This window comes from Streptomyces sp. NPDC052079, from assembly GCF_040680275.1.
In the GTDB taxonomy this organism is placed as follows: Bacteria; Actinomycetota; Actinomycetes; order Streptomycetales; family Streptomycetaceae; genus Streptomyces.
Window position 1 is genome coordinate 37,382 of sequence record NZ_JBFAWL010000026.1, and the last position, 23,156, is coordinate 60,537.

The following is a 23,156-nucleotide window of genomic DNA, read 5'->3' on the forward strand; positions in this document are numbered from 1 at the left end:
CGAGGGACGACATGGCACGCGGCACGCTTCGGATCTACCTCGGCGCGGCACCGGGCGTCGGCAAGACGTACGCGATGCTGTCGGAGGCGCACCGCCGGGTCGAACGGGGCACCGACTGCGTGGTCGCCTTCGTGGAGCACCACCACCGGCCGCGCACCGAGGTGATGCTCCACGGTCTCGAACACGTCCCGCGCAGGGAGCTCGAGTACCGGGGCGGGACCTTCACCGATATGGACGTGGACGCCGTCCTGCGCCGCGCCCCCAAGGTCGCACTCGTCGACGAGCTCGCCCACACCAACGTGCCGGGTTCCCGCAACACCAAGCGCTGGCAGGACGTGGAGGAACTCCTCGCCGCAGGCATCGACGTCATATCCACCGTCAACATCCAGCACCTGGAATCGCTCGGCGACGTGGTCGAGTCGATCACCGGGGTACGCCAGCGCGAGACCGTCCCCGACGAAGTCGTACGGCGGGCCGACCAGATCGAACTGGTCGACATGTCCCCGCAGGCGCTGCGCCGCCGTATGGCGCACGGCAACATCTACAAGCCGGACAAGGTCGACGCGGCGCTCTCCAACTACTTCCGGCCCGGCAACCTCACCGCCCTGCGCGAACTGGCGCTGCTCTGGGTGGCCGACCGGGTCGACGCCTACCTGACCGAGTACCGCAGCGAGCACCACGTCTCCGCCATCTGGGGTTCGCGGGAACGGATCGTCGTCGGCCTCACCGGCGGCCCGGAGGGCCGCACCCTGATCCGGCGAGCCGCACGCCTGGCCGAGAAGGGCGCCGGCGGCGAAGTCATGGCCGTCTACATTTCCCGCAGCGACGGCCTCACCAGCGCGTCCCCGAAGGAGCTGGCTCTCCAGCGCACGCTGGTCGAGGACCTGGGCGGAACCTTCCACCACGTCATCGGCGACGACATCCCCGCCGCCCTCCTCGACTTCGCCCGCGGCGTGAACGCCACCCAGATCGTCCTCGGCGTCTCCCGGCGCCGCAGCTGGCAGTACGTCTTCGGGCCCGGCGTCGGCGCCACGGTCGCCCGCGAGTCCGGCCCCGACCTCGACGTCCATCTCATCACGCACGCCGAGGCCGGCAAGGGCCGCGGACTGCCGGTGGCACGTGGCGCACGCCTTGGGCGCACCCGGGTGATCAGCGGCTGGCTGGCCGGCGTGCTCGGCCCTCTCCTGCTCACCTGGCTCCTGAACAGCGTCGTGCCGGACATCGGTCTCGCCAACGACATGCTGCTGTTCCTGACCCTGACGGTGGCGGCGGCGCTGCTGGGCGGACTCCTGCCAGCCCTGGCCTCCGCCGTGGTCGGCTCCACGCTGCTGAACTGGTTCTTCACCCCGCCCGTCCACACCCTGACCGTCGCCGACCCGCAGAACATCGTCGCCATCGTGGTCTTCGTCGGCGTGGCCGTGGCGGTGGCCTCGGTGGTGGACCTGGCGGCCCGCCGCACCCACCAGGCCACCCGGCTGCGGGCGGAGTCGGAGATCCTGTCCTTCCTCGCGGGCAACGTGTTGCGCGGCGAGACCGGGCTGGAGGAACTTCTGGAACGCGTCCGCGAGACGTTCGGCATGGAGTCGGTCGCGCTGCTGGAGCGGACCGGCGAGAAGGCTCCCTGGACCTGCGCAGGCAGCGTGGGACCGCGGCCCGCCGGAACCCCGGACGATGCGGACGTCGACGTTCCCGTCGGCGATCACATGGCCCTGTCCCTGCGCGGCCGGGTGCTGCCGGCCGCCGACCGGAGGGTGCTGGCCGCCTTCGCCGCCCAGGCCGCGGTCGTCCTGGACCGCCAGCGCCTCAAGGGCGAGGCGGACCGGGCGGAGGAACTGGCCGAGGGCAACCGCATCCGCACCGCGCTGCTCGCCGCCGTCAGCCACGACCTGCGTACCCCGCTCGCCGGGATCAAGGCAGCCGTCACGTCGCTGCGCTCCGACGACGTCGAGTGGTCCGAGGAGGACGAGGCGGAACTGCTGGAGGCCATCGAGGAGGGCGCCGACCGGCTCGACCAACTGGTCGGCAACCTGCTCGACATGTCCCGCCTGCAGACCGGCACGGTCACACCGGTCCTCCGCGAGACCGACCTGGACGAGGTCGTTCCCATGGCGCTCGGCGGGGTCCCCGAGGACAGCGTCGAGCTGGACATCCCCGAGACTCTGCCCATGGTCCACATCGACCGGGGACTCCTGGAGAGGGCCGTTGCCAACGTCGTGGAGAACGCCGTCAAGCACAGCCCGCCGGGGGAGAAGGTCCTGGTGTCCGCCAGCGCGCTCGCGGACCGCGTCGAAGTGCGGGTCGTCGACCGTGGCCCCGGGGTGCCTGACGAGGCCAAGGAGCGCATCTTTGAACCGTTCCAGCGCTACGGCGACTCACCCCGCGGTGTGGGCGTCGGCCTCGGCCTCGCGGTCGCACGCGGCTTCACCGAGGCGGTGCGCGGCACCGTGCACGCCGAGGACACGCCCGGCGGCGGCCTCACCATGGTGCTCAGCGTCCCGATGGCCCCCGAACGGCTGGACCAGCCGGCGCTTCCCGCCGCGGCCGGAACCTGAGAGCCTCGGGCTCCGGGCAGCGGGGTCCTGACGACCCGTGACAGGCAGGGCGTTCCGGCGGGGCGGTCGGTGGCGTGGGGCTGCACCCCCGCGATCGGTGCCTAGCGGAGCAGCGACGACCGCACGGGCCGGAGCCCTCGCTACGGCGCCGGGGCCAGCGGAACGAGCAGGGCACGGCGGCGTGACTGCCCCGGTGGGCCGCTCACCTCTCCTTGACGGAGTGAGCGGGCAGGGCGGACCCGCGACAGCGTCCGTACCGCTCCACACTGTGGCGGCCGAGTCGTCCTGCTCGACGGCACCCTGGTGCGCACCCGCCGACGCACCGGGGACGAGAACCGGCCGAACTACAGCGGGAAGCACAAGGCTCACGGCCTGCTGTTCCTAGCCCTGACCGACGAGGCGGGCAACCTGGTCTGGATCTCGGCGGCGAAGCCGGGGCGCTCCAGCGAGATCACCGCCGCCCGCCACAACAGGATCACTACCCGTCTGCGGGAGGCCCGCCTGGGTGCTCTGGCCGATCTCGGCTTCGTCGGCCTGGACGACGACCCCGACGACCCGGTCATCGTCACCGGCCGACGGGCAGCCATCCGCTCACCGACGCCCGGAAGGAGGCGAACCGGCTGGTCAGCCGCGAGCGAGCGGCGAACGAGCACGGCTTCGCCGACCTGAAGAACTGGCGGATCCTCACCAAGGTCCGCATGAACGCCCGACACGCGACCACGCTGCTGCGGGCTCTCCTCGTGCTGACGAACGCCGAGGTCCAACGCTGACGGACGACCACCCAATGCTGCGAAGTCAAGGCGTCGCGGCCGGCGCGAGCACCCCGGCCTCGGCCCACGCCAGCCCCGTGACCTGCAGCTTCAGGCTGGACGTTGCCCAGTGTCAGTGCGGTGCGCTTCACTGCCCGCCATGGAGCTCACGCAAGCGACCGTCACCGACCTGCTGGCCCGACTCGGCCCGCAGGACGGCTACCTGTACCTGCCCAGTGACCTGGACCCGCAGGACCTGACCGACCTACTCGACGGCAGGTAAGGTGCCCCGCGCACCCTCGTCCTCGACGGCTTGACCGACCCGACGGTCGACGAGTCCAGGGGCGCGGCTCTCCTCGTCCCCTTCGAGGACCGGGCCGTGACGATACGGGCGTGGGCGTACGGGGATCAGTGGGTCGGCACGGGTACGGCGCGGGACGCCGAGGGGGCCGAGCGGCCGGTGCTGGTGGTCGCTCACCGGGAGGTGCCGGAACCCTTGGCGGTCACTCCGGACGCGGACGTCGACTGGATGGAGCGGCTCAGACGGATCACCGGCTGGACACAGCCCGCCCAGCGGCCGGACGTGGACTGGGCTGAGGTGGAGTCGCGCCTGGGCACCGCGCTGCCGAGCGACTACAAGCGCATGGTCGAGACGTTCGGTGAGGGCGCCTTCGACGGATTCCTGAACCTGATCCAGGAGCCGTGGACGAATCTCAGAGAGGACGGTCTGCTCATCTGGGCGGGCACTGAGCACGAGGACCTGTACTGCTGGAGGACCGACGGCGACGACCCCGACCGTTGGCCCGTCGTGGTCCAGTCCTTCGACGGCGAGGACGTCCCCTTCGACTGCCAGGCAGCGGAGTTCGTCTGCCGCATCCTCGTCGACCCGCACCATCCGTTCACGATGGCCCGCTACTTCGATACCCACTGGTTCATGAACTACCGGGAGAGCGGCTGACCGAACCCCGCTGCCAACAGCCCCGGCTCTCCTCGGAGCCTACGAGGCACTCCGGGCCCGGCATCGTGATTCCGGCGAACCGGCAAGGCGCCGGATGATCACCTGCTTGGGCACTCACTCCGACGCCGTCGGGGCCGCGTTCCTGTGGGAGGCAGCTCCCCTCCCCGGGACTTCTTGGTCCAGGACGTTCGCATTAACTGGACGGTGATCTCCATGGCGTGCCCCCGCCGATACCTCGAGGGACTCACTCTCTGTCCGGGCTCAGGGGAGCAGAGTGGGAGAGGTGGGGGCGGCGGTGAGTCCGGTGTTGAGGCGAGCGCGGCTGGTCCATCAGCGGCTCCACCGCGGGCCTGCCGGCCTGCGCCCCCACCCGAGGGCTGCGGTCACAGCCACCGGACCCTTCGGGCGGCCCGGGTCACGATCGCCGCGTAGCCGACGCCGAGCACGAGGGAGGCGAAGAGGGCGGTGAGTGGGAAGTCCTGCTGGAGGTAGGGGTAGACCTGGTAGTGAGTCAGGTAGATGTAGAGGGAACTGCTCGCCAGGACGCCGGCGAGGGCGCTGAGCGGGCCGATGCTGGGCAGGGTCGGCACCCAGATCAGCAGCCCAAGCCCGGCGATCACGAGGACGGTGCGCACGGGCTGGTCCTGGAACAGGCCGGGCACGGTGAGCAGTAGCGCGGCTGTGAGCAGGGCCCGTTGCGGCATGGTGCCTGCCCGTGCGGACGCCCACCCGAGTGCGAACAACCAGAAGACCACCGAGGGGCTCAGGTGAGGGCGGGCGGATGCCAGACCCAGCAGGTCGTAGCGGCCGATGAGGCCGACGGCCATGAGCGCCAGCGGCACGCCGAACGCGTACCGCCGCTCCAGCCGGTCCAGCAGCGGTACGGCCATGAGCGCGGCCAGGACGACCAAGTAGTAGACCAGGGCCTCCACGAACCAGTAGGCCCAGTCGAAGCGGTCGTTCCCCTGGGAGAGCAGGGTGTTGAGGAGCACGGCGTTGGCCGGGTCGTAGAAGTCGGTCAGGACGACTGCGCCAGTGATCCATACCATGCTCGGTACCGCGATGCGGGTGATGCTGCGCCACAGGTGTCGTACGCGCTCGCGGCGTGCGGCGTCGGTCAGTTGGAAGCGGGCGAAGTTGTAGCCCGCGATGCCGATGAGGATGTGGGCGAAGCCCTGGATGTCGAAGATTTGGACGTGTGAGCCGACGATGAGGACGATCCCGACGGCGCGCAGGGCGATGCCGGTCTCCAGGGTGCGGCGGGTCCGCCAGGACTGCGGGGCCGTCCAGGAGCGCAGCGCCCGCATGAGTCCCGGCGCCGGCCGGGCCCGCCGCGTCGCCGGCCGCCAGTCCTGGCCCTCCGGCTTCTCTGCTGTGGGCGACGCCAAGGACCTCAACTCGCGGATGGTCCTCGTATGCCAGTCGGTGGGCAGGTGGCTCAGCGCCTCCTCCAGACGCAGGGACATCTCGACGTAGCACAGGGAGTCGCCGCCCAGACTGACGAAGCTGGTCTCCTCGGTGACGTCAGTGCGGTCGAGGATCTCCGCAAAGAGGCGGCGGAGGTCCTCACCGGTGCTGGTCGTCTCCTCCTGCTCAGCGCTCGTCAGGTGTCTTACGGCCCCGTAGTCGGGCTTGCCCGTGGCCAGGCGGGGGAGTTCTGACAGGACTCGGACCCGTATCGCCCGAGCCGGTAGCCCGCACTCCTCCGCGACCAGTCGCCGGATACGTGCTTCCTCGCCGGTGCCGCCGAGCGCGGCCACCGCGAGTGACTCCCCGTCGCCCGCGCAGTACGAGGTGACCCCGTGAGCTTCCAGCAGGGTCTCCACTTGCTGCGGGTCGATCCGCAGTCCGAGGATCTTCGCGAAGCGGCTGCGGCGGCCCACGATCTCGTACATCCCGTCGGACGCGCGCCGGGCGAGGTCCCCGGTGTGCAGTTCCTGCACGGTCCGGCCGAGAGCGAGGTCGGCCGGGCTCTCGGCGTAACCGAGCATTACGTTCGGCCCCGAGTAGACCAGTTCTCCGACATCCCGGCCGTGGCCGTCGACCGGTTGCAGCCGGAAGGAGCCCCTGGGTATCGGCACACCGATGGCCTCGGGGCGCTCGGCGGCGAGGTGCGCCGGGAGGTAGGCCATGCGGGCTGTGGCCTCGGTCTGGCCATACATCACGAACAGCTCCCAGTCGGAGCGGCGCCCCAACTCCGCGTACCGGCGGACACGTTCGGGCCCCAGACGTCCCCCCGCCTGAGTGAGGCGGCGCAGGTGCGGCAGCTCCATCCGCTCGAAGCCGATCCGGTCCAGCAGGTCGAACGTGTACGGCACGCCGGCGAGCGAGGTGCCGCGCGCGGCACGGAACTCCTCCCAGAAGGCAGCCTCGGACACCGACCGCTCGGTGAGGATCAGGCCGGCGCCGCGCAGCAGGTGACTGTGGATGACGGAGAGGCCGTAGCAGTAGTGCATGGGCAGCGTGGTGGCCGCGCGGTCGGTGTCGTCGATGCCGAGGTAGGTGGCAATGGACTCGGCGTTGGCCTGGAGGTTCTCGTGGGAGAGGCGCACCAGTTTGGGCGAGCCGGTCGAGCCGGAGGTGCTCAGCAGCAGGGCGAGGTCCGGGTGGAGCATGTGGGCGCTCTCGGGGTGGCGTTCGTCGAGCGTCCATGTCCCGTCGGCGTGCGGGCGGGCCACGACGTCGGGGGCGTACGCCTCGGTCAGCGAGCGGATTGTGCTCTCGCTGTCGCCGGGGACGAGCAGGACGGGGTGACCGGCCGACAGGGCGGCCAGGTAGGTGACGAGCGCGTCGGCGCGGTTGGCTCCGGCCAGCAGTACCAGCCGCCGCAGGGGCCCGAGGCGCTCGGCGGTGGCGGTCACCCGCTCGCCCAGCTGGCGATACGTCAGCTCGGCGTCAGGCGTGATGAGCGCGACGCGGTCGCCGTGCGCCGCGAGTTCACGCGTGAACGGCACGGTTTTCGGCCCCGGTGCTGAGGGGGAGTCGGGGACGGCAGGTGCCGGGAGGGATCCGGAGAGGTGGATCACGGGGCGCGCCCTTTCCGCGGCAACGTCCGCTGTTGACACCGAGCCCTTGACGATTAGGTAAGCTTTACCTTATTCATAGCATGGTCATAATCAAGCCACAGCAAAGCCACAGGATGGCTTCGCCCCTCGCTCTGCACCGACATGACCGGCGGCGTAACGGCGAGCCCCCGCAGGAAGGCACACACCATGCGACGCCCCTCGGTTCGCCGGATCACTGCGCTGGTCGCGGCCGGCCTGTTGCTCCCCGCCCTCGCGGCATGCGGCTCCGACGACAAGGACAGCGGGAGCGGGAGCGGCGATTCTGCCCTCGTCATCTATTCCGGCCGCAACGAGAAGCTGGTGAGGCCGCTGCTGGACAAGCTGGAGAAGGCCGTCGGCGCCAAGGTCGAGGTCCGCTATGGCGAAAGCGCCGAACTGGCCGCGCAGATCCTGGAGGAGGGCGACCGCACCAAGGCCGGGCTGTTCTTCTCCCAGGACGCCGGAGCACTGGGCGCCCTGTCCAAGGAGGGCATGCTGCAAGAGTTGCCCACGGCCACCCTGGGCAAGGTCGACGAGGCGTACCGCGGCTCCGAGGGTGACTGGGTGGGTCTCTCGGGGCGCGTCCGCGTCATCGCCTACAACCCGGACAAGGTCGCCGAGGACAAGGTTCCGGACAGCGTCTTCGACGTGGTCGAGCCCGAGTGGAAGGGCAAGGTCGGCTTCGCGCCCACCAATGCCTCCTTCCAGGCTTTCGTCACCGGCATGCGGGTCCTCAGGGGCGACGACGTCACCCGCGAGTGGCTGCAGGACCTGAAGGCGAACGGCGCCAAGACCTACGCCCACAACCTCGCCACCCTGGACGCCGTCGAGGCCGGCGAGGTCGAACTCGGCCTGGTCAACCACTACTACTGGTACGAGCGGGTCGCCGAGAAGGGCGAGGACAAGGTCAACTCCAAGTTGAACTTCCTGCCCGGCAAGGACCCCGGCGCGCTGATCAACGTCGCCGGCGCGGGCATCCTCAAGGACAGCGGGCAGAGCGCCACCGCCCAGAAGGCCGTGGACTACCTGCTGTCGGAGGAGGCACAGACCTACTTCGCGGACAACACCAAGGAGTACCCGCTGGCCGCGGGTGTCACCAGCACCGTTGAGGGCCTGCCGGCGTTCGACTCGCTCGAATCACCTGACATCGACCTCGGCAAGCTGGAGTCCCTCCAGGAGACGCTGGCCATGCTCCAGGACGTCGGGCTGGTCTGACCCACCGTGCGCACACCGCCGTCCACCTCGCGCCCGACCGGAGCCCCGGCCCCGCCCGGGCGTGAGCGCGTGCGCGACACCAGCGGGAGCGGTACGGCCCGTGCTATCCGTGCGCGGATCAGGGCATTTCGCAAGCCGGGCAAGCCCCGCAGGCCCGATCGCCGACCAGCCCTGATCCTGCTGGTCCCCGCCTGCGTCGCCGCCCTCTTCGCTCTGCTGCCGCTCGGCTACCTCGCCGTCCGCGCCCTGGAACGCGGCCCGGCCTTCGCCTGGGAGGTCATCGCCGACGAGCGGACGCTCGACCTCCTCGGCCGCAGCCTCGGCCTGACCGCCGTGGTCGTGGCGGCGTGTCTGGTACTGGGCGTCTCGCTGGCCTGGCTGACCGTGCGCACCGCGCTACCCGGAGCCCGCGCCTGGTCGGTGCTGGCCACGCTGCCCCTGGCTGTGCCCAGCTACGTGGCAGCGTTCGCCTGGCTGTCGGCCGAGCCGGACCTCGCCGGCTTCGGCGGTGCCGCCCTCGCGCTGACGCTGGTCAGCTACCCGTACGTGCAACTGCCGGTCGCCGCCGCGCTGCGGGGCATCGACCCGGCCCAAGAGGAGGCCGCACGCTCCCTCGGGCACGGGCCGCTGCGGACCTTCGTGCGCGTCACGCTCCCGCAGCTGCGGCCGGCGGCCGCGGGCGGGGCGCTGCTCGTCGCGCTGTACGTGCTCTCCGACTTCGGCGCGGTGTCACTGATGCGGTACGACACCTTCACCCGGGCCATCCACACCTCCTACCGTGCCTCCTTCGACCGCACCCCGGCCGCCGCCCTCAGCGTCGTGCTGGTGGTGATGACCGTCGCCCTGGTGGCCGCCGAGGCCCGTACACGCGGACGGGCCGGGCACGTCAGGACCGGTACGGGCACCGCCCGCCCGGCGGCCCCAGCCGCCCTCGGCCGATGGCAGCCACTCGCCCTGCTGTGGTGCGGCGCTGTGGGTGTGCTCGCCGTCGCCTTCCCGCTGGGCACCCTTGGGTACTGGCTGGCCGTCGGCAGCTCGGCCACATGGGATCTGGGCGTGCTCGCGGAGACGGCCTGGGCCACCTTCGGGGTTGCGGCGGCGGGCGCCGGCCTCACTACGCTCCTCGCCCTGCCGGTCGGGGTGATCGCGGCCCGGCACCGGGGTCGCGCCGCCCGCCTGTTGGAGCAGGCGGCGTATGCGGGCCATGCGCTGCCCGGCATCACGGTCGCGCTCGCGCTGGTGTTCTTCGCCGTGCGGTATGCGTACCCGATCTACCAGCGACTCCCGTTGCTGGTCTGCGCGTACGCGGTTCTCTTCCTGCCGGTCGCGGTGGCCGCCACCCGCGCGGCCGTGCTCCAGGCGCCGCCCGCCCTGGAGGACGTGGCCCGCTCGCTCGGGCGACGGCCGTGGCAGGTGCTGCGCGAGGTCACCGTGCCGCTGGCCGCGCCCGGCGTCGCCGCCGGGGCCGCTCTTACCTTCGTGGTCTGCATGAAGGAACTCCCCGCAACCCTCCTCCTGCGCCCCACCGGCATGGACACCCTCGCCACCCGGCTGTGGACCGAGACCGGCGCCGGATCCTTCGCGGCCGCCGCCCCGTACGCCGCCGTGCTGATTGTGCTGGCCGCCGTCCCCTCTTACCTCCTAGGCAGGCACCGGACATGAACGACACGAACGCACTGCACGTCGAGGGGCTCACCAAGTCCTACGGAGCCGGAGAGCCGGTCCTGCGCGGCCTCGAACTCACCGTCTCCGCAGGCGCGTTGGTGGCGGTCCTCGGTCCCTCCGGCTGCGGCAAGACCACCATGCTGCGAATCGTCGCCGGCTTCCTGCACGCCGACGCGGGCACCGTCCGACTCGGCGACCGGCTCCTGAGCGGGCCCGGCGTCCACCTCCCCCCGGAGCGACGCCGTATCGGCATCGTGCCCCAGGAAGGCGCCCTCTTCCCGCACCTGAGCGTGGCCCGCAACGTCGCCTTCGGACTGACCGGCATAGACCGGACCGAACGGCGGCGCCGCACCGAGGAGATGCTCGAACTGGTCGGCCTCGCCGGCTACGGCGACCGCATGCCGCACGAGCTGTCCGGCGGCCAGCAACAGCGCATCGCCCTGGCCCGCGCACTCGCCCCACGACCCGGGCTCGTGCTCCTCGACGAACCGTTCAACGCCCTCGACAGCGCACTGCGGGCTGGAGTGCGGGCAGACGTACGATCCGCACTGCGGGCGACCGGCGCCACGGCCGTCCTCGTCACCCACGACCAGCAGGAGGCCCTGTCCACTGCCGACCTCGTCGCCGTCGTACGAGACGGACAGGTGGCCCAGTGCGCCACCCCGCAGGACCTCTACCGGCACCCCGCCGACCCCTGGATCGCCGGCTTCGTCGGCGACGCCGTCCTGCTCCCCGGCACCGTCGAAGGCGACCGCACGGCCCTGACTGCCCTGGGCGCCGTACCCCTCGCCACCCCGCCCACAGGACTCCGCACCGGCACGGTCCTACTCCGCCCGGAACAACTCTTGCTGACCGACACGGACTCCGAGGACTCGGTGAGAGGCGTGGTAAAAGACGTCTCGTACTACGGCCACGACGCCATGGTCACCGTGGCCGTCCAGGGCCATAACACCCCGGTCGGCATCAGGGTCGCGGTCCCTCTGACCGTCCGCCCGGGGGAGGAGACGGGCATCCGCGTCGTGGGCGAGGCCGGCCTCCACCCGTAGCCACGGTGCACCACGCTTTCGCCTCGCCCGGGTCCGAGCCAGAGAGCCAGGTAGGGAAACGCGCATGGGGCGCCCCACGGTCTGGGGGTGCTCCAGGCGGGTTGGTGCCGGTCCGGCTGATGGTCAGTGGTAGGCGTGGACGACCGCGTGTCCCTTGCCGCGGCCGATCATCCACTTGTTGACCGGGGTGGTGATCAGGAAGGCGACCCCGAAGCCGCCGAGCCGTGACCCACGCGCGCATAGGCGACTTCCACCCCGCTGACCTGCACCGTCGCCATGACACCAGGCTAGGTGCGGCTGGGGGCGGTGTCGCGGCGTGCGGCCCGGAGAACGACTTCACCAACCGCAACACATCCTTCATGACCTGGAACCTGATGCACCTGGCGGCCCTGCTCAAACACGCGGGACGCATCCCGGCCCACGGTAAGCCAGCGCTCGGAGTGGGACGCCGGCTGTCGGCCCGGGGGTGGACAACCCGAGCACCGCTGAATGGGACGGTGCGGCGTAAGGATTCCGTCATCACCTGCGGGGTGTGGGACTGCCGCCCACTTCCGTTGAATGGGGCAGGACAGAAAACTCCCAGAAGGCGAGGCGACGATGAGGCGCGTGCGGAAGGTGGTGACCAGGCCGTTGACCATCGCGGTACTGGTGGTGGCGGTCGCCGGAGGAGGCTTCGGGCTGTACTGGTTCCAGCCGTGGAAGCTGTGGCAGGACGAGACCGTCGAGGAGGCCCTGCCCCAGGTGGACGCCTCCGCACCTCCTGCGGCGGCGCCCTCCCGGACGCCCACCACGCCGGCCCGACCACAGACGCTGGCGAGCGGTGAGCTGATCAGCCACGAACACGCGACGTCGGGTGCGGTGAAGCTCGTACGGCTGGCTGACGGCTCCCACGTCGTCCGGCTGGAGAACCTCGACACCAGTAACGGCCCCGACCTGCGCGTGTGGCTGACCGACGCACCGGTGAAGGAAGGGACGGCCGGCTGGCACGTCTTTGACGACGGGGAATACGTCAGCCTCGGCAAGCTCAAGGGGAACAAGGGCAACCAGAACTACGCCCTGCCCGAGGACATCGATCCGGCCCGGTTCAGCAGCGTCAGCATCTGGTGCGACCGGTTCGACGTCTCCTTCGGTGCGGCAGAACTCGCCCATGCCTGATAGGCCCTGCCGGTACAAGCTCTGTTCGGGCTGTCTACCTCAGGCCAGCGCGTCGAGCGCGGCGAGAATGTCTGCCGGTTCGGCGCGGGTGGTCCGTCAAGCTCGTCTCCGCCGTTCTGTTCGCCTTCGGGGCCTTCGTCCTGCTGTGCGGGACGACGACGAGGACGACACGGCCGCCAAGACGGTCACCGGCTTTGGCCCGTCTACACCACCGCTTCACGGCCGTCTTCATCAGCGAATGGGGCGATCTCACCCAGATCACCACCGCGACCTTTGCGCCGCCAACGGCTGACTGCCCACCGCCATCGGCTCGGCCGCCGCCCTGATGGCCGTCCCCGCCCTGGCCCTGCTGGTCGGCCGGTTCATCGCCAAGCGCGTCCCGCTCAGGGCCGTGCAGCGCATCGGCGCCCTGTGCATGGCCGGCCTGGCCATCTGGACCCTCATCGAAGCATTCACCGGGTAAGCCCCAGCCCCGCGTCTCCACCCGCGCGGCAGGGCTCCCGACCCCAGCCAGGGCCCTGCCGCCACCGCGCACTCGACGCGCCCACCCGGGCCGCGACCGGCTAGTGCCCGTCTCGGTGTCCCAGAGGTCGGAGCCGGAGGAGGGTATGCGGCCTGGCGCAGCACCCTGGCCGGTCATGACGAAACGACCCCTGTACGGCCGGTCGCGAGCGCCCGTCCCGGGCTAGGGAGGAAAGGAGATCAGGGACGCGGAATCGTTGAGCGTCCCGTCGCCGCGGGGCAGGTGCCTCACCTCCACCACAAAGGCGAACACCCGCCCCCCGGGACGGTCGATGGCCGACTCAGTCGTCTTCGCCCTCGTCTTCTCCCTGCTCCGATTCCTGGCCGATGAGCTGGCCGGTGAAAGCGTCGACGAGGGCCTCGATGCCGGCGGAACCATCCAGCGCCTCCACAACGCTAAATTTCGGAAGGCCCGTGCGAGGTGCCAGCCGCGGAGGCCCAGACGGGAGAAGGTTACGTCCGCTGGAGTGGTGTATCGACGGCCACTCGGCCGGTGGCACGCCGGGCGCGTCCGCCGCGTTGCTCGCGTTCATGAACCAGTGGGTATCGAAATAGCGGGCCATCGTGAACGGATGGTGCGGGTCGACGAGGATGCGGCAGACGAACTCCGCTGCCTGGCAGTCGAAGGGGACGTCCTCGCCTCGAAGGACAGCGAATTCAGGTTGGACGATGCTCACTGGAACACGATTCAGTCCACGAACCCGCTGGAGCGCGTCAACCGCGAGATCAAACGCCGCGTCGACGTCGTCCAGGTCTTCCCCAACGACGACGCGCTCCTGCGGCTGGTCACCGCCGTGCCATTCGAGATGCACGACGAGTGGATCGCCGCCTTCCCTCGCCGCTACCTACCCCAGGGCAGCATGGGCCAGATCTACCCCTCCGAGCCGTGCGATAGCGCCCCCGCACTCCCCAACACCACCAACACAACCGACGACTGATCGCCTACACCACGAGAAGGGGCACGATCCAGGCGGTCGAGTTCGAGGCCGATCGTGCGGTCGTAGGCGGCGCGTGCGAGTAGCCGTAGCCTGTCCATCAGGCCGGCGGCGATCCACTCGTCGCGGCGTCGGCGCAAGGTGGTGGGGTCTGACGAATGGCGAGTGGTCGTTTCCGGGGCCGCATCTATCGCCTTCGGGCAGGCAGGGAGGCCGGTTCCACGGGCATGACCCTGCCGGGATTCGATCGCTGTCGTCCGGGCTTCGGGGGAGCAACTACCGGCCGCTCGTGGGCAGGTGATGATACAAGAGACAGGTGATCAGGCTGGTGGCCGCGCGAGTACGGTGGAGTGGCCTGCCCGGATGGACTTGGGGGAATGCATGACGTTCGAGCAAGAATGGGCCGAGCTGCGCGCCGCGGCGGCCGAGCGGACCGCCATGCAGATCAACAGCATTCCGGCCGAGGGCGGCGGAGGCGGTGGTGGCGGGAAAGACCTGGTGGTCCATCGGGACCACCTCGGCGCCATCGGCAATGACGCGTACGACCTGCTGGGACGGCTGGGTAAGGAGGGCGACATCGCCCGTGCCTCTACGTTCGACGCGGCGACGGCGCTGACCAACGGGAACTTCGTGAGCGGTCCGGCCGTGCTGAAGGTGCACGACTTCTGGCAGACCCACCTGAAGACGCTGCTGGACGCCTGCGCGCAGATTTCGAACCACCTCGATTACAGCAAGGCCCGGCACGCCAAGGACGAGGCGAAGATCGTGGGAGAACTGACGCGGCTATCCGTGCTCACGGAATACATGAAATAAGGCTCGGGGGAGCGCGCGACATGCTGAAGTACGAGGACATCGTCGACGCCCCGGTGGCGAAGCTGAAGAACGCCGTCGACGACTGGTCGGAGATGGCGGGGAAGCTGGACAAACTCGCCACCGACGCCGCCGACGGGATGAAGGCAAAGGCGGACAAAGCGGCTTGGGAGGGCGTCAACGCAGGGGTCACCAAGGCTTTCATCGGCAAGACAGCCAAGGAGTTCGCGGACGCCGCGGCCGAGGCCATGGGCGTGAAGCGGATCCTGGAAGAGGGCTACGCGGCCATCAAGAAGGCCAAGGACGACCTGATCGACATCCGGGACCACGAGGGGCCCGCGGCCGGTATCCGCGTGGACGGCAACGGCAAGGTCACGGCGCGGCACCCGTTGTCCGAGAACCAGGCGGCGCGGCACGACCCCGACTACAGCGAGTTGCTGCGGGAGGAGAGGCGGAACATCGAGTCGTGGCAGAAGAGGATCGACCTCATCGTCGAGACCTGCAACGACACCGACCTCGCCCTCAAGAACACCCTCGAGGCCAACGTCACCGACCGCAAGGACTTCAGCGCTCCGACGTACACGAAGCTGGACCAGGAGGAGGCCGCCCGCGCCGCCGCCCTGGCGGCCAAGGGCCGGGACCTCACGCACGCCGAACTTCAGCAGCTCAACGAGCTGCTGAAGGACAACAGTTCGTCGGTGGATTTCTCCAGGGGCTTCTACGAGAAGCTCGGCCCCGAGAAGTCGCTGGCGTTCTTCGGCCAGCTCTCCACGGACACGTACGAGTACGGCAAGGTCGACTCGGATCGCCTCAAGGACGTCCAGGAGCTCCAGAAGAACCTCGGCCTCAACCTGGCCACCGCCTCCCACGACAGGGAATTCACGGATAAGTGGGGCCCGGAGCTCCGCAAGTTGGGTACGGAGCGCGTTCCGCTGACCAAGCACGACTACGGCGGGCCGTTCGGATACCAGCTGCTCGGCGGGATCATGCGGTACGGGAACTACGACGCGAAGTTCCTCAACCCGATCGCCGAACACGTGGCGCAGCTGCACCAGAAGGACCCGTACATGTTCGCCGACAACAAGGTGGTGAACAGTCCGTTCAAGAACCCGTTCAACCCCTCTGGCGTCAACGGGGCCGGCTACGACCCGGCCACCGCCATGCTGGAAGCGCTCGGCAACAGCCCGGAAGCGGCGAAGAAGTTCTTCGCCGACCCCCCGACCGCGTACAACGAGGACGGCACGGTCAACCACGGCGCCACGGCCGACCTGGGCAAGGGCAAGGACGGCGAGGCGATCGACAACTACCTCGACTTCTTCAGCAACGAGAAGTGGGAGTCCTTCCCCGACGTCAACTCGCTCGACCAGAAGGAGCTCAAGGCGTCGCTCGACCAGATGCCCGACGCCCTCGGCCACGCCCTGGAGGCGGCGACCCTCGGCTACCCGGCCGGGCATCCGGACGCCGGCGTGGTGCGGGACGCGGACAACGCCGCGGTCATGCAGAAGGTCATGGAAAAGTACGGTGCGGACCCGGGTCTGCTCAAGGAGCACCACGAGGCGATGGCCGACAGCCTGGGCGTCATGGGCGCCGGCTACATCGACGACATCAACTGGGCGCTGGACAAGAACGATCCGGGCAGCGTGTTCGCGCCGGGCAAGAACCCGCACGGGCACGTCGACTTCGCGGACACCGCGGACGGGAACGGGCGGAGCGTCGTACGGGGCTTCCTCAGCACCCTCGGCCAGCATCCGGACGCCTACGCGACGGTCTCGACCGCGGAGCAGGTCTACACCCGCAGCGCGCTGGAAGGGGCAGCGGGCCCGGACGGAAAGATCAACGAGGGCGCTGCCAGGGCGACCGTGCGCGTGGGCGCCGAGGTGCAGGGCATGCTCGATCAGTCCCGGGCCGACCAGGTCGAGGCGACGAACCTCAAGACCCACGAGGACTACGAGAAAGCGGTCGCCAAGCGGGCGGGCTGGGTGGAGTTCGGGGCCACGGTGGGCGTCGCGGCGGGCGTCGCCTTCCTGCCCGCGACCGCGGCCGTGGGTGCGGCAGCGGTGCTCGTCCCGCTGGCGACCGACACCGCCAGTGGTGCTGCCGAGCAGCTCATCGGTCAGGTGGTCGGCGACATCTCCGACAAAACGGTGGACGAGCACAAGGAGAACATGGAGGAGCTCACCGACGAGGAGAGAATGGCGATCTTCTCCGCCGGTGAGGCCCTGGCCGAGGCGCCGATGGAGGAGTTTCTGAGGCTGCACGTCCCGGACCCCGGGAACAGCACGTTCGCGCAGGACCTTCGCGAATCGATGCTGATCGGCTACGGGGTCGGCAACGACCGGGAGAATCAGCAGGGCAACCGCCCGGAGACCGGCTGATGTCGGTGTACGGCCGAGGACACGTAAGGATGCGGACAATGATCAGTCGTAGGCCGGTGCGCGTTGGACTCTTTGCCACGGCCGTGGTCGGCTTGTTGTGTCTCGGGGTCACCGGTTGTGGTGGGGACGGAGACGAGGAGGCGCCCGACAAGGCTGTGACGGGGACGCAACTGTGCGGTGGCGACGCCGTGTCCGTCCAGGCGTCCAAGGCGCTGAAGGTGATCACGGGGTCGTCGCGGTTCGGGACGACGGCGGAGAAGTCCACCGTCGCGCGGGCCGCGACGGACCTCGTAGAGGCGCTTCCGGTCGCCACCGGGGGACGCGACGACGTCTGCCGCATCTACACGGCCGACGGTACGCCCGGTTTCGCGATCCGAGTCACCTGGGGGCTGGAGGGCGGTCCCCCGACGGGAACTCCGGCCCCGGATTTCACCGTGCTGAAGATGGGGGAGCGCACCCTGGCGGCGGCCAACAGGGCGTCGGTCCGGTTCGCGTGCCAGAGCGACAGGTTCCCCAACTCGGCGAATGCGGCTCACGTCGCCATCGGCGTGGAGCGCTGGGGCACGCCGACGGAGCCCGAGGGCGACATCGAGGCGTTGAAGGACGCCTACGCGACCGTGGCTCACTCCTTCTCGCTGGCCATGGCCGAAGAACTGCGCTGTGAGAAGAACGGCGGGCTCCCCGAGCGGCCTGTGCTGGACCCCGCGTAGCCGCCGACGTATGCGGAAACGACCGTGATCAGGGGGCCCTCCTCTCCGGAGGAGGGGCCGTCTGCTGTATGCGGTCCGCCATGGGCGAGCGGTGCACGGACGCGCGGCCCCGGCCCGCGAGCGGCCGGGCTCGTTCGACCAGCGGCGTGGGACGTTCACCTTCACCGGCGCGTACACACCGGTGAACGCCTCGGCGCCGACCTGCCGTTCGTCGACGAGAACGACGTCCAGCCCGCCGTCCTCGCCAGTGGCCGACCACGTTACGAAGGTCCCGCTCGTTCGTGTTACGTCCGGACGCCGTGTTGTCGATGATCCAATCCGCGCAGGCGGCGGCCTTCAGGGGGCGGAGGGGGTCGAAAGTTTCGATGTCCGTGCACGTGCGTGCGTTGTGGTTCTTCCTGGTCTCGTCCCATCCAAGGTGGCGACTCGCGTAGAAGGTGGTATGGCCTGCGAGGATCCGCTCGTCGGGGGTTCTTTCGTGACGGGAATGTTTCCGAAAGGTTGTCGAAACTGTTGACAGGGCCATGGCGCCGTCCGAAGACTTGTGGTCGCCGAACGACAGGAGACCGTTGCGGCACCACGAGGCCGCGGGCGGCAGTAGCCGCCCGGCCCCCACCAGCCTTCATCGGGAGGACGCTTGCACAAGGACGGCACCCAGCAGGACCGGATTCAGCAGCACCTCGCTCCCTTCAGCGGCCTGAGCCGACGGGGCTTCCTCGGCGGCGTCGGCACCGCCGCGCTCGCCACCGCGTCCGGACTGCTGCTGCCCGGCACCGCCCACGCCGCCACCACCATCACCACCAACCAGACCGGCTACGACGGCATGTACTACTCGTTCTGGACCGACGGCGGCGGCTCCGTCTCCATGACGCTCAACGGCGGCGGCAGTTACAGCACCCGGTGGACCAACTGCGGCAACTTCGTCGCCGGCAAGGGGTGGGGCAACGGCGGGCGCAGGACGGTCCGTTACACGGGCTACTTCAACCCGTCGGGCAACGGCTACGGCTGCCTCTACGGGTGGACGTCGAACCCGCTGGTGGAGTACTACATCGTCGACAACTGGGGCAGCTACCGGCCCACCGGCGAGCACCGGGGCACCGTGAACAGCGACGGCGGCACGTACGACATCTACAAGACGACGCGGTACAACGCCCCCTCCGTCGAGGGCACCCGCACCTTCGACCAGTACTGGAGCGTCCGGCAGTCGAAGGTGACCAGCGGCTCCGGCACGATCACCACCGGCAACCACTTCGACGCGTGGGCACGCGAGCATGAACCTCGGCCAGTTCAGGTACTACATGATCATGGCCACCGAGGGCTACCAGAGCAGCGGAAGCTCCGCCATCACGGTCAGCGGCTGACAGGCGGCCGGCCGCGTGACGCCGCCTGGGTTACTTGTTCTTTTCGGTGCTGTCGTGCTTGCCGGCGCCGGGGCGGTCGTTGCGGTGGCGGCTGCCGGGGAGCATTTCCTGGACCTTGGCCTTGAGACCCTGCTTGACGATGGAGGCGCGGTCGCTGTCGCCCTTGAGGATCGCGGTGGCGGCGGCCTCGATCTGGTCCAGCGAGGCGTGCGGTGGGATCGGCGGCACGGCCGGGTCGGTGCGGAAGTCGATGACGAAGGGCCGGTCGGCGGCGAGGGCGCGGTCCCAGGCGGCCTCGACCTGCTTGGGCTTCTCCACCCGTACGCCGTCGAGGCCGATGCGCTGGGCCAGGTCGGCGTAAGGGAGGTCGGGGATGTGCTGGGACTCCTCGAACTGGGGAGCGCCGGTCATGGCGCGCATCTCCCAGGTGACCTGGTTGAGGTCGCCGTTGTTCAGTACGGCCACGATCAGCCGCGGATCGGACCACTCGCGGTGGTACCTCGCGGCGGTGACCAGCTCCATCATGCCGTTCATCTGCATGGCGCCATCGCCGACCAGGGCGATGGCGGGCCGGTCCGGGTGGGCGAACTTGGCGCCGATGGCGTATGGCACGCCGGAGCCCATGGTGGCCAGGGTGCCGGACAGGGAGCCGCGCATCCGGCCGCGCAGCCGCAGGTGCCGGGCGTACCAGTTGGCGGCCGAGCCGGAGTCGGCGGCGAGGATGGCGTCCTCGGGCAGCTTGCCGTCCAGGGCGTGCACGACGTACTCCGGATTGACGGGATCGGCGCTGACGGCGGCGCGGCGCTGCATGACCTCCCACCAGCGGGCGACGTTCTTCTCGATCTTCTCCCGCCATGCCCGGTCCTGCTTGCGGTGCAGCTTGGGCAGCAGACGGCGCAGCGTCTCCCGGGCGTCGCCGACGAGGTTGACCTCGTTCGGGTAGCGCATGCCGATCATGTGCGGGTCGATGTCGATCTGCACGGCCCGCGCCTGGTCCAGCTCGGGCATGAACTGCGTATACGGGAAGCTGGAGCCGATCATCAGCAGGGTGTCGCACTCCTGCATCAGCTCGTAGGAGGGGCGGGTGCCCAGCAGCCCGATGGAGCCGGTGACGTAGGGCAGGTCGTCGGGCAGGGCATCCTTGCCGAGCAGGGCCTTGGCCACTCCGGCACCGAGCACGTCCGCCAGCCGCTCCACCTCCTCCCGTGCGCCGCGGGCGCCCTGCCCGATGAGGACCGCGACCCTTTCACCGGCGTTCAGCACATCGGCGGCCTTCTGGAGGTCCTCGTCCGCCGGCACCGGCGCGTACCGCCCCAGTCCGATGCTGGAGGGCACCATCTTGAAGGCGTGCGTCGGCGGCCTGTAGTCCAGTTCCTGCACGTCACCGGGGAGGATGATCGCCGTGACGGTGCGCTTGGCGTAGGCGGTGCGGACGGCGCGGTCGATCAGGTTCGGCAGCTGCTCGGGCACCGTCGCCATCTCGCAGAAGTCGGAGGCGACATCCTTGTAGAGACTCGCCAGGTCCACTTCCTGCTGGTAGGAGCTGCCCATGGCACTGCGGTTGGTCTGCCCCACCAGGGCCACGACGGGTACGTGATCGAGCTTGGCGTCGTACAGTCCGTTCAGCAGATGGATGGCGCCGGGCCCGGACGTGGCCGCGCACACTCCGACCTTGCCGGAGAACTTCGTGTAGCCCACGGCCTGGAGCGCGGACATCTCCTCATGACGGGACTGGACGAACTTCGGGTTGTTGTCCGCCCGCCCCCAGGCCGCCAGCAGACCGTTGATGCCGTCGCCCGGGTAGGCGAACACATGGTCGACATCCCATTCGCGCAGCCGCTGGAGGATGTAGTCGGACACCTTGGTGCTGGCCATGCGAGCTCCGTTTCGATCCGTCCATGCATCACTGTCCCCGGCGTCCGAACCGTGCACAGGGGCGCGCGAGGGTACGACCCTTCAGGGGTAACCGCGCGGATACCGGCAAAACGTCACCCCCGCCCGGTCCACCCGGTCGCCCCAGCGTCAGCAGCCGCTGCGACGCCGACCTTCCGGTCAGCCGACGGGCGTCACCGCTCCGGGGAACCCCGGCCGCGTGCCGGCCGGGGTTCCCCGGGCCGTCAGTTGGCGTCCACCAGGTGGTGCGGCGGCACCGTCACCGTACGGGCGCCCTTCTCACCGCCCAGAACGACCTTCCGCAGCGCGCTGTTGTTGCCGTGGTCGGTCTCCTTGAGCCGGTTCTCCGGGTTGGCGAGGACCTGGATGTAGTACGTGCCGTTCGGCAGGTCCGTGATGTCGAAGGACTGGCCGGGCAGGTCCTGGGTGTAGGTGTCACCGGAGCCGACGTCGAGCACCTCGCGTACGGAGATGGAGTTCTGCTCGCCGCACGCGGTGGACAGGTCGGTGTTGTCCGGGTGCCAGTCGGCGTTCTTGACCGTGTAGTCGACGGCGTCGGTGTTGGCCAGGCAGAACGCCTCCTTGCCGCTGCGTACCGTCTCCTTCTTGTCGGCCGTCAGCAGCCGGTAGCTGGCGAAGTCCAGGAAGTGCCAGTGCTCGTGGCCGGGACGCGGGTCCCACTCCATGCCGCCGGTCGGGGTGTATCCGACCTGCTTGCCGTCGGCGTCGTAGAAGTACTGGTAGGCGTCCATCACTTCCTTGCCCGGGGAGCGGAAGCCGTCCACGACGAGCTTGGCCGGGCCCGCGTTCCACACATTGGCGCTGAAGGCGAGGTAGTCCTTGCCGGGCTCCTCCTCGTAGCCCTCGCTGACGGTGATGCCGTAGGCGGGCAGCGAGCGCAGGTCGGGCTTCGGAACGTCGGGGAAGGACGCCTTGCCGGTGGGCCGCTGCGCGTTGGGCCGGGCGGCCGGCGCCTGCCGCGAACCGTCGGTCTGCCCGGGGCCGTCACCGACCTCGGCGGTGGCGGCCAGCCGTCCGAGGGACTTCCTCTTCAGCGCCCACGGCAGGGCGGGCGGAGCCGCCGGGTAGGGCCCGTGGCCGGCGTTGAACGAGGGGCCGGCGCCGCTCGTCTCGGCGCCTGGGGCCGGCGGGGTGCCCGCGGGGGCACCGTGCCGCGCGTGCACGCCGGGGTCCGCGTGGGCGGCGTGCCCCGAGGCGGTGCTCTTCGCGGAGCTCCGGGCGGAGCCCGAGGAGTCGTCCTCCCAGCTGCGCTCGCGTACGACCACCTTGACGGTCTGAGTCTTGTCGGCGATGCCGAAGAGGTCGCGGTACTTCTCGGTCACGTTGATCTCGGCCGTGTAGGTGCCGGGGGCCAGCTCGACCGGACTGGAGTAGTACGCGGAGTAGGTGTTGGACGCCCAGCCGTTCTCGACACCCCACACAGAACCTAGCGTGAAGGGGTTGGTCGGGCAGCTCTGCGGATACTTCGAGTTGGCGGGAGCGTCCGGCCGGACCCGCCCGGAGGCGTTGTTGGGGCAGAAGGTCTCGGTTCTCTCGAGCACCTTCGCGCCGGCCGCGTCCTTGAGGGTGACCCGCGTGAAGTCCGGCAGTCCGGTGAAGTCCTTCACGAGCCCGGCGGGAAGCGTTCTCGTCCGGGTCGTGGCCCCGTCCTGGAGGATCTGCTGGATGACCACCGGGTCCTTGTAGGACTTGCGGTTCACCCTGAACTCGAAGGCGCCGTTCTCGGAGGTGAGGTACGTGCCGAGGTCGAGGTGGACCCCGGGATCCTCCTTCCACGAGTTGAGCGTCACCGAGGTGGATGCGGCGATCAGGCTGAGCTTCGGCGCCGTCTCGTCACTCTTCGCGTCGGGCGCGGCCGCGACGATGCCCGCGGTCACGGCGATGGCCGCGGCGGCGGCGATGGAGGGGCGGGTCAGGCGGCTGCTGGGGCGGCGGCCCTGCAGGAATCTGGTCATCAGTCCTCGTGCTTCCGGCTGTGGCGTGCGTGGTGGAACCTGGGAGAGCAGTGCGACCCCAACTCGACTGTGAAGCCGCTGTGTTCGGACGGTGAGAGGGGCCGGACGCCGTCCGGGTTGACTCCATCCGCCTGGAGGGTGCTGAGTTGACCGAAAAGTGCTCACCGGTAGCTGGACTTTTCCCCCTGCC

The 23,156-nt window shown here is 69.8% G+C and carries 15 protein-coding genes and 5 pseudogenes; 15 read left to right on the forward strand and 5 right to left on the reverse strand.

What is annotated here, in order from left to right:
* The first annotated feature begins 11 nt into the window (after window positions 1-11).
* The 4 genes from AB0L56_RS27695 (at window position 12) to AB0L56_RS27710 (ending at window position 4,259) form a co-directional block, all read left to right on the forward strand.
* Window positions 12-2,552: a DUF4118 domain-containing protein gene (locus AB0L56_RS27695; protein ID WP_365427815.1), complete on the forward strand. Its 2,541-nt coding sequence runs from the start codon at window positions 12-14 to the stop codon at window positions 2,550-2,552.
* Between the two features lie 303 nt (window positions 2,553-2,855).
* Window positions 2,856-3,221 carry a transposase family protein gene (locus tag AB0L56_RS27700; protein ID WP_365427818.1) on the forward strand — a complete coding sequence of 122 codons (366 nt, stop codon included), beginning with the start codon at window positions 2,856-2,858 and terminating at the stop codon, window positions 3,219-3,221.
* 240 nt (window positions 3,222-3,461) lie between these two features.
* Window positions 3,462-3,584, forward strand: coding sequence for a hypothetical protein (locus AB0L56_RS27705; RefSeq protein ID WP_365427821.1), 123 nt, complete (start codon window positions 3,462-3,464; stop codon window positions 3,582-3,584).
* A gap of 30 nt (window positions 3,585-3,614) precedes the next feature.
* Window positions 3,615-4,259: a hypothetical protein gene (locus tag AB0L56_RS27710; protein WP_365427824.1), complete on the forward strand. Its 645-nt coding sequence runs from the start codon at window positions 3,615-3,617 to the stop codon at window positions 4,257-4,259.
* A 383-nt stretch (window positions 4,260-4,642) separates the two neighbouring features.
* On the opposite strand, the gene AB0L56_RS27715 is transcribed toward AB0L56_RS27710, so the two are convergent.
* Window positions 4,643-7,213: an AMP-binding protein gene (locus AB0L56_RS27715; protein ID WP_365427827.1), complete on the reverse strand. Its 2,571-nt coding sequence runs from the start codon at window positions 7,211-7,213 to the stop codon at window positions 4,643-4,645.
* A 258-nt stretch (window positions 7,214-7,471) separates the two neighbouring features.
* Here AB0L56_RS27715 and AB0L56_RS27720 point away from each other — a divergent pair, with 258 nt between their 5' ends.
* The 6 genes and pseudogenes from AB0L56_RS27720 to AB0L56_RS27745 form a co-directional block, all read left to right on the forward strand.
* Window positions 7,472-8,518, forward strand: a complete 1,047-nt coding sequence (locus tag AB0L56_RS27720; RefSeq protein ID WP_365427830.1) for an iron ABC transporter substrate-binding protein — start codon at window positions 7,472-7,474, stop codon at window positions 8,516-8,518.
* A gap of 117 nt (window positions 8,519-8,635) precedes the next feature.
* Complete coding sequence (locus AB0L56_RS27725; RefSeq protein ID WP_365427899.1) at window positions 8,636-10,180, forward strand: iron ABC transporter permease; 1,545 nt, start codon at window positions 8,636-8,638, stop codon at window positions 10,178-10,180.
* Window positions 10,177-11,229: an ABC transporter ATP-binding protein gene (locus tag AB0L56_RS27730; RefSeq protein WP_365427833.1), complete on the forward strand. Its 1,053-nt coding sequence runs from the start codon at window positions 10,177-10,179 to the stop codon at window positions 11,227-11,229. The genes AB0L56_RS27725 and AB0L56_RS27730 overlap by 4 nt, the downstream gene beginning before the upstream one ends.
* Window positions 11,230-11,543: 314 nt before the next feature.
* Window positions 11,544-11,718 (forward strand): annotated as a pseudogene (locus AB0L56_RS27735) (flavodoxin family protein); the annotation flags it as partial.
* Between the two features lie 108 nt (window positions 11,719-11,826).
* On the forward strand, window positions 11,827-12,384 hold the full coding sequence (locus AB0L56_RS27740; RefSeq protein ID WP_365427836.1) for a DM13 domain-containing protein: 558 nt from the start codon (window positions 11,827-11,829) through the stop codon (window positions 12,382-12,384).
* An 89-nt stretch (window positions 12,385-12,473) separates the two neighbouring features.
* A pseudogene (locus AB0L56_RS27745) lies at window positions 12,474-12,847 on the forward strand (TMEM165/GDT1 family protein); the annotation flags it as partial.
* 340 nt (window positions 12,848-13,187) lie between these two features.
* Here the strand turns inward: AB0L56_RS27745 and AB0L56_RS27750 are convergent.
* Window positions 13,188-13,583: a hypothetical protein gene (locus AB0L56_RS27750; RefSeq protein WP_365427839.1), complete on the reverse strand. Its 396-nt coding sequence runs from the start codon at window positions 13,581-13,583 to the stop codon at window positions 13,188-13,190.
* Here AB0L56_RS27750 and AB0L56_RS27755 point away from each other — a divergent pair.
* Window positions 13,581-13,844, forward strand: a pseudogene (locus AB0L56_RS27755) (transposase); the annotation flags it as partial. The gene AB0L56_RS27750 and the pseudogene AB0L56_RS27755 overlap by 3 nt on opposite strands.
* 29 nt (window positions 13,845-13,873) lie before the next feature.
* Here the strand turns inward: AB0L56_RS27755 and AB0L56_RS27760 are convergent.
* Window positions 13,874-13,987, reverse strand: a pseudogene (locus AB0L56_RS27760) (IS5/IS1182 family transposase); the annotation flags it as partial.
* A 235-nt stretch (window positions 13,988-14,222) separates the two neighbouring features.
* Between AB0L56_RS27760 and AB0L56_RS27765 the strand changes: the two are divergent.
* From AB0L56_RS27765 to AB0L56_RS27780, 4 genes and pseudogenes are all read left to right on the forward strand, one after another.
* A complete protein-coding gene (locus AB0L56_RS27765; protein ID WP_365427842.1) occupies window positions 14,223-14,654 on the forward strand; it encodes a hypothetical protein in 432 nt (143 codons plus the stop codon).
* A 20-nt stretch (window positions 14,655-14,674) separates the two neighbouring features.
* Window positions 14,675-17,026, forward strand: a complete 2,352-nt coding sequence (locus AB0L56_RS27770; protein WP_365427845.1) for a hypothetical protein — start codon at window positions 14,675-14,677, stop codon at window positions 17,024-17,026.
* 29 nt (window positions 17,027-17,055) lie between these two features.
* Window positions 17,056-17,736 (forward strand): hypothetical protein, encoded by a 681-nt coding sequence (locus AB0L56_RS27775; protein ID WP_365427848.1) that lies wholly within the window; start codon window positions 17,056-17,058, stop codon window positions 17,734-17,736.
* Between the two features lie 637 nt (window positions 17,737-18,373).
* Window positions 18,374-19,097 (forward strand): annotated as a pseudogene (locus AB0L56_RS27780) (glycoside hydrolase family 11 protein).
* 30 nt (window positions 19,098-19,127) lie between these two features.
* Here the strand turns inward: AB0L56_RS27780 and AB0L56_RS27785 are convergent.
* Window positions 19,128-20,972, reverse strand: a complete 1,845-nt coding sequence (locus tag AB0L56_RS27785) for a thiamine pyrophosphate-requiring protein (protein ID WP_365427851.1) — start codon at window positions 20,970-20,972, stop codon at window positions 19,128-19,130.
* Between the two features lie 242 nt (window positions 20,973-21,214).
* On the reverse strand, window positions 21,215-22,966 hold the full coding sequence (locus AB0L56_RS27790; RefSeq protein WP_365427854.1) for a lysyl oxidase family protein: 1,752 nt from the start codon (window positions 22,964-22,966) through the stop codon (window positions 21,215-21,217).
* Window positions 22,967-23,156: the final 190 nt, after the last annotated feature.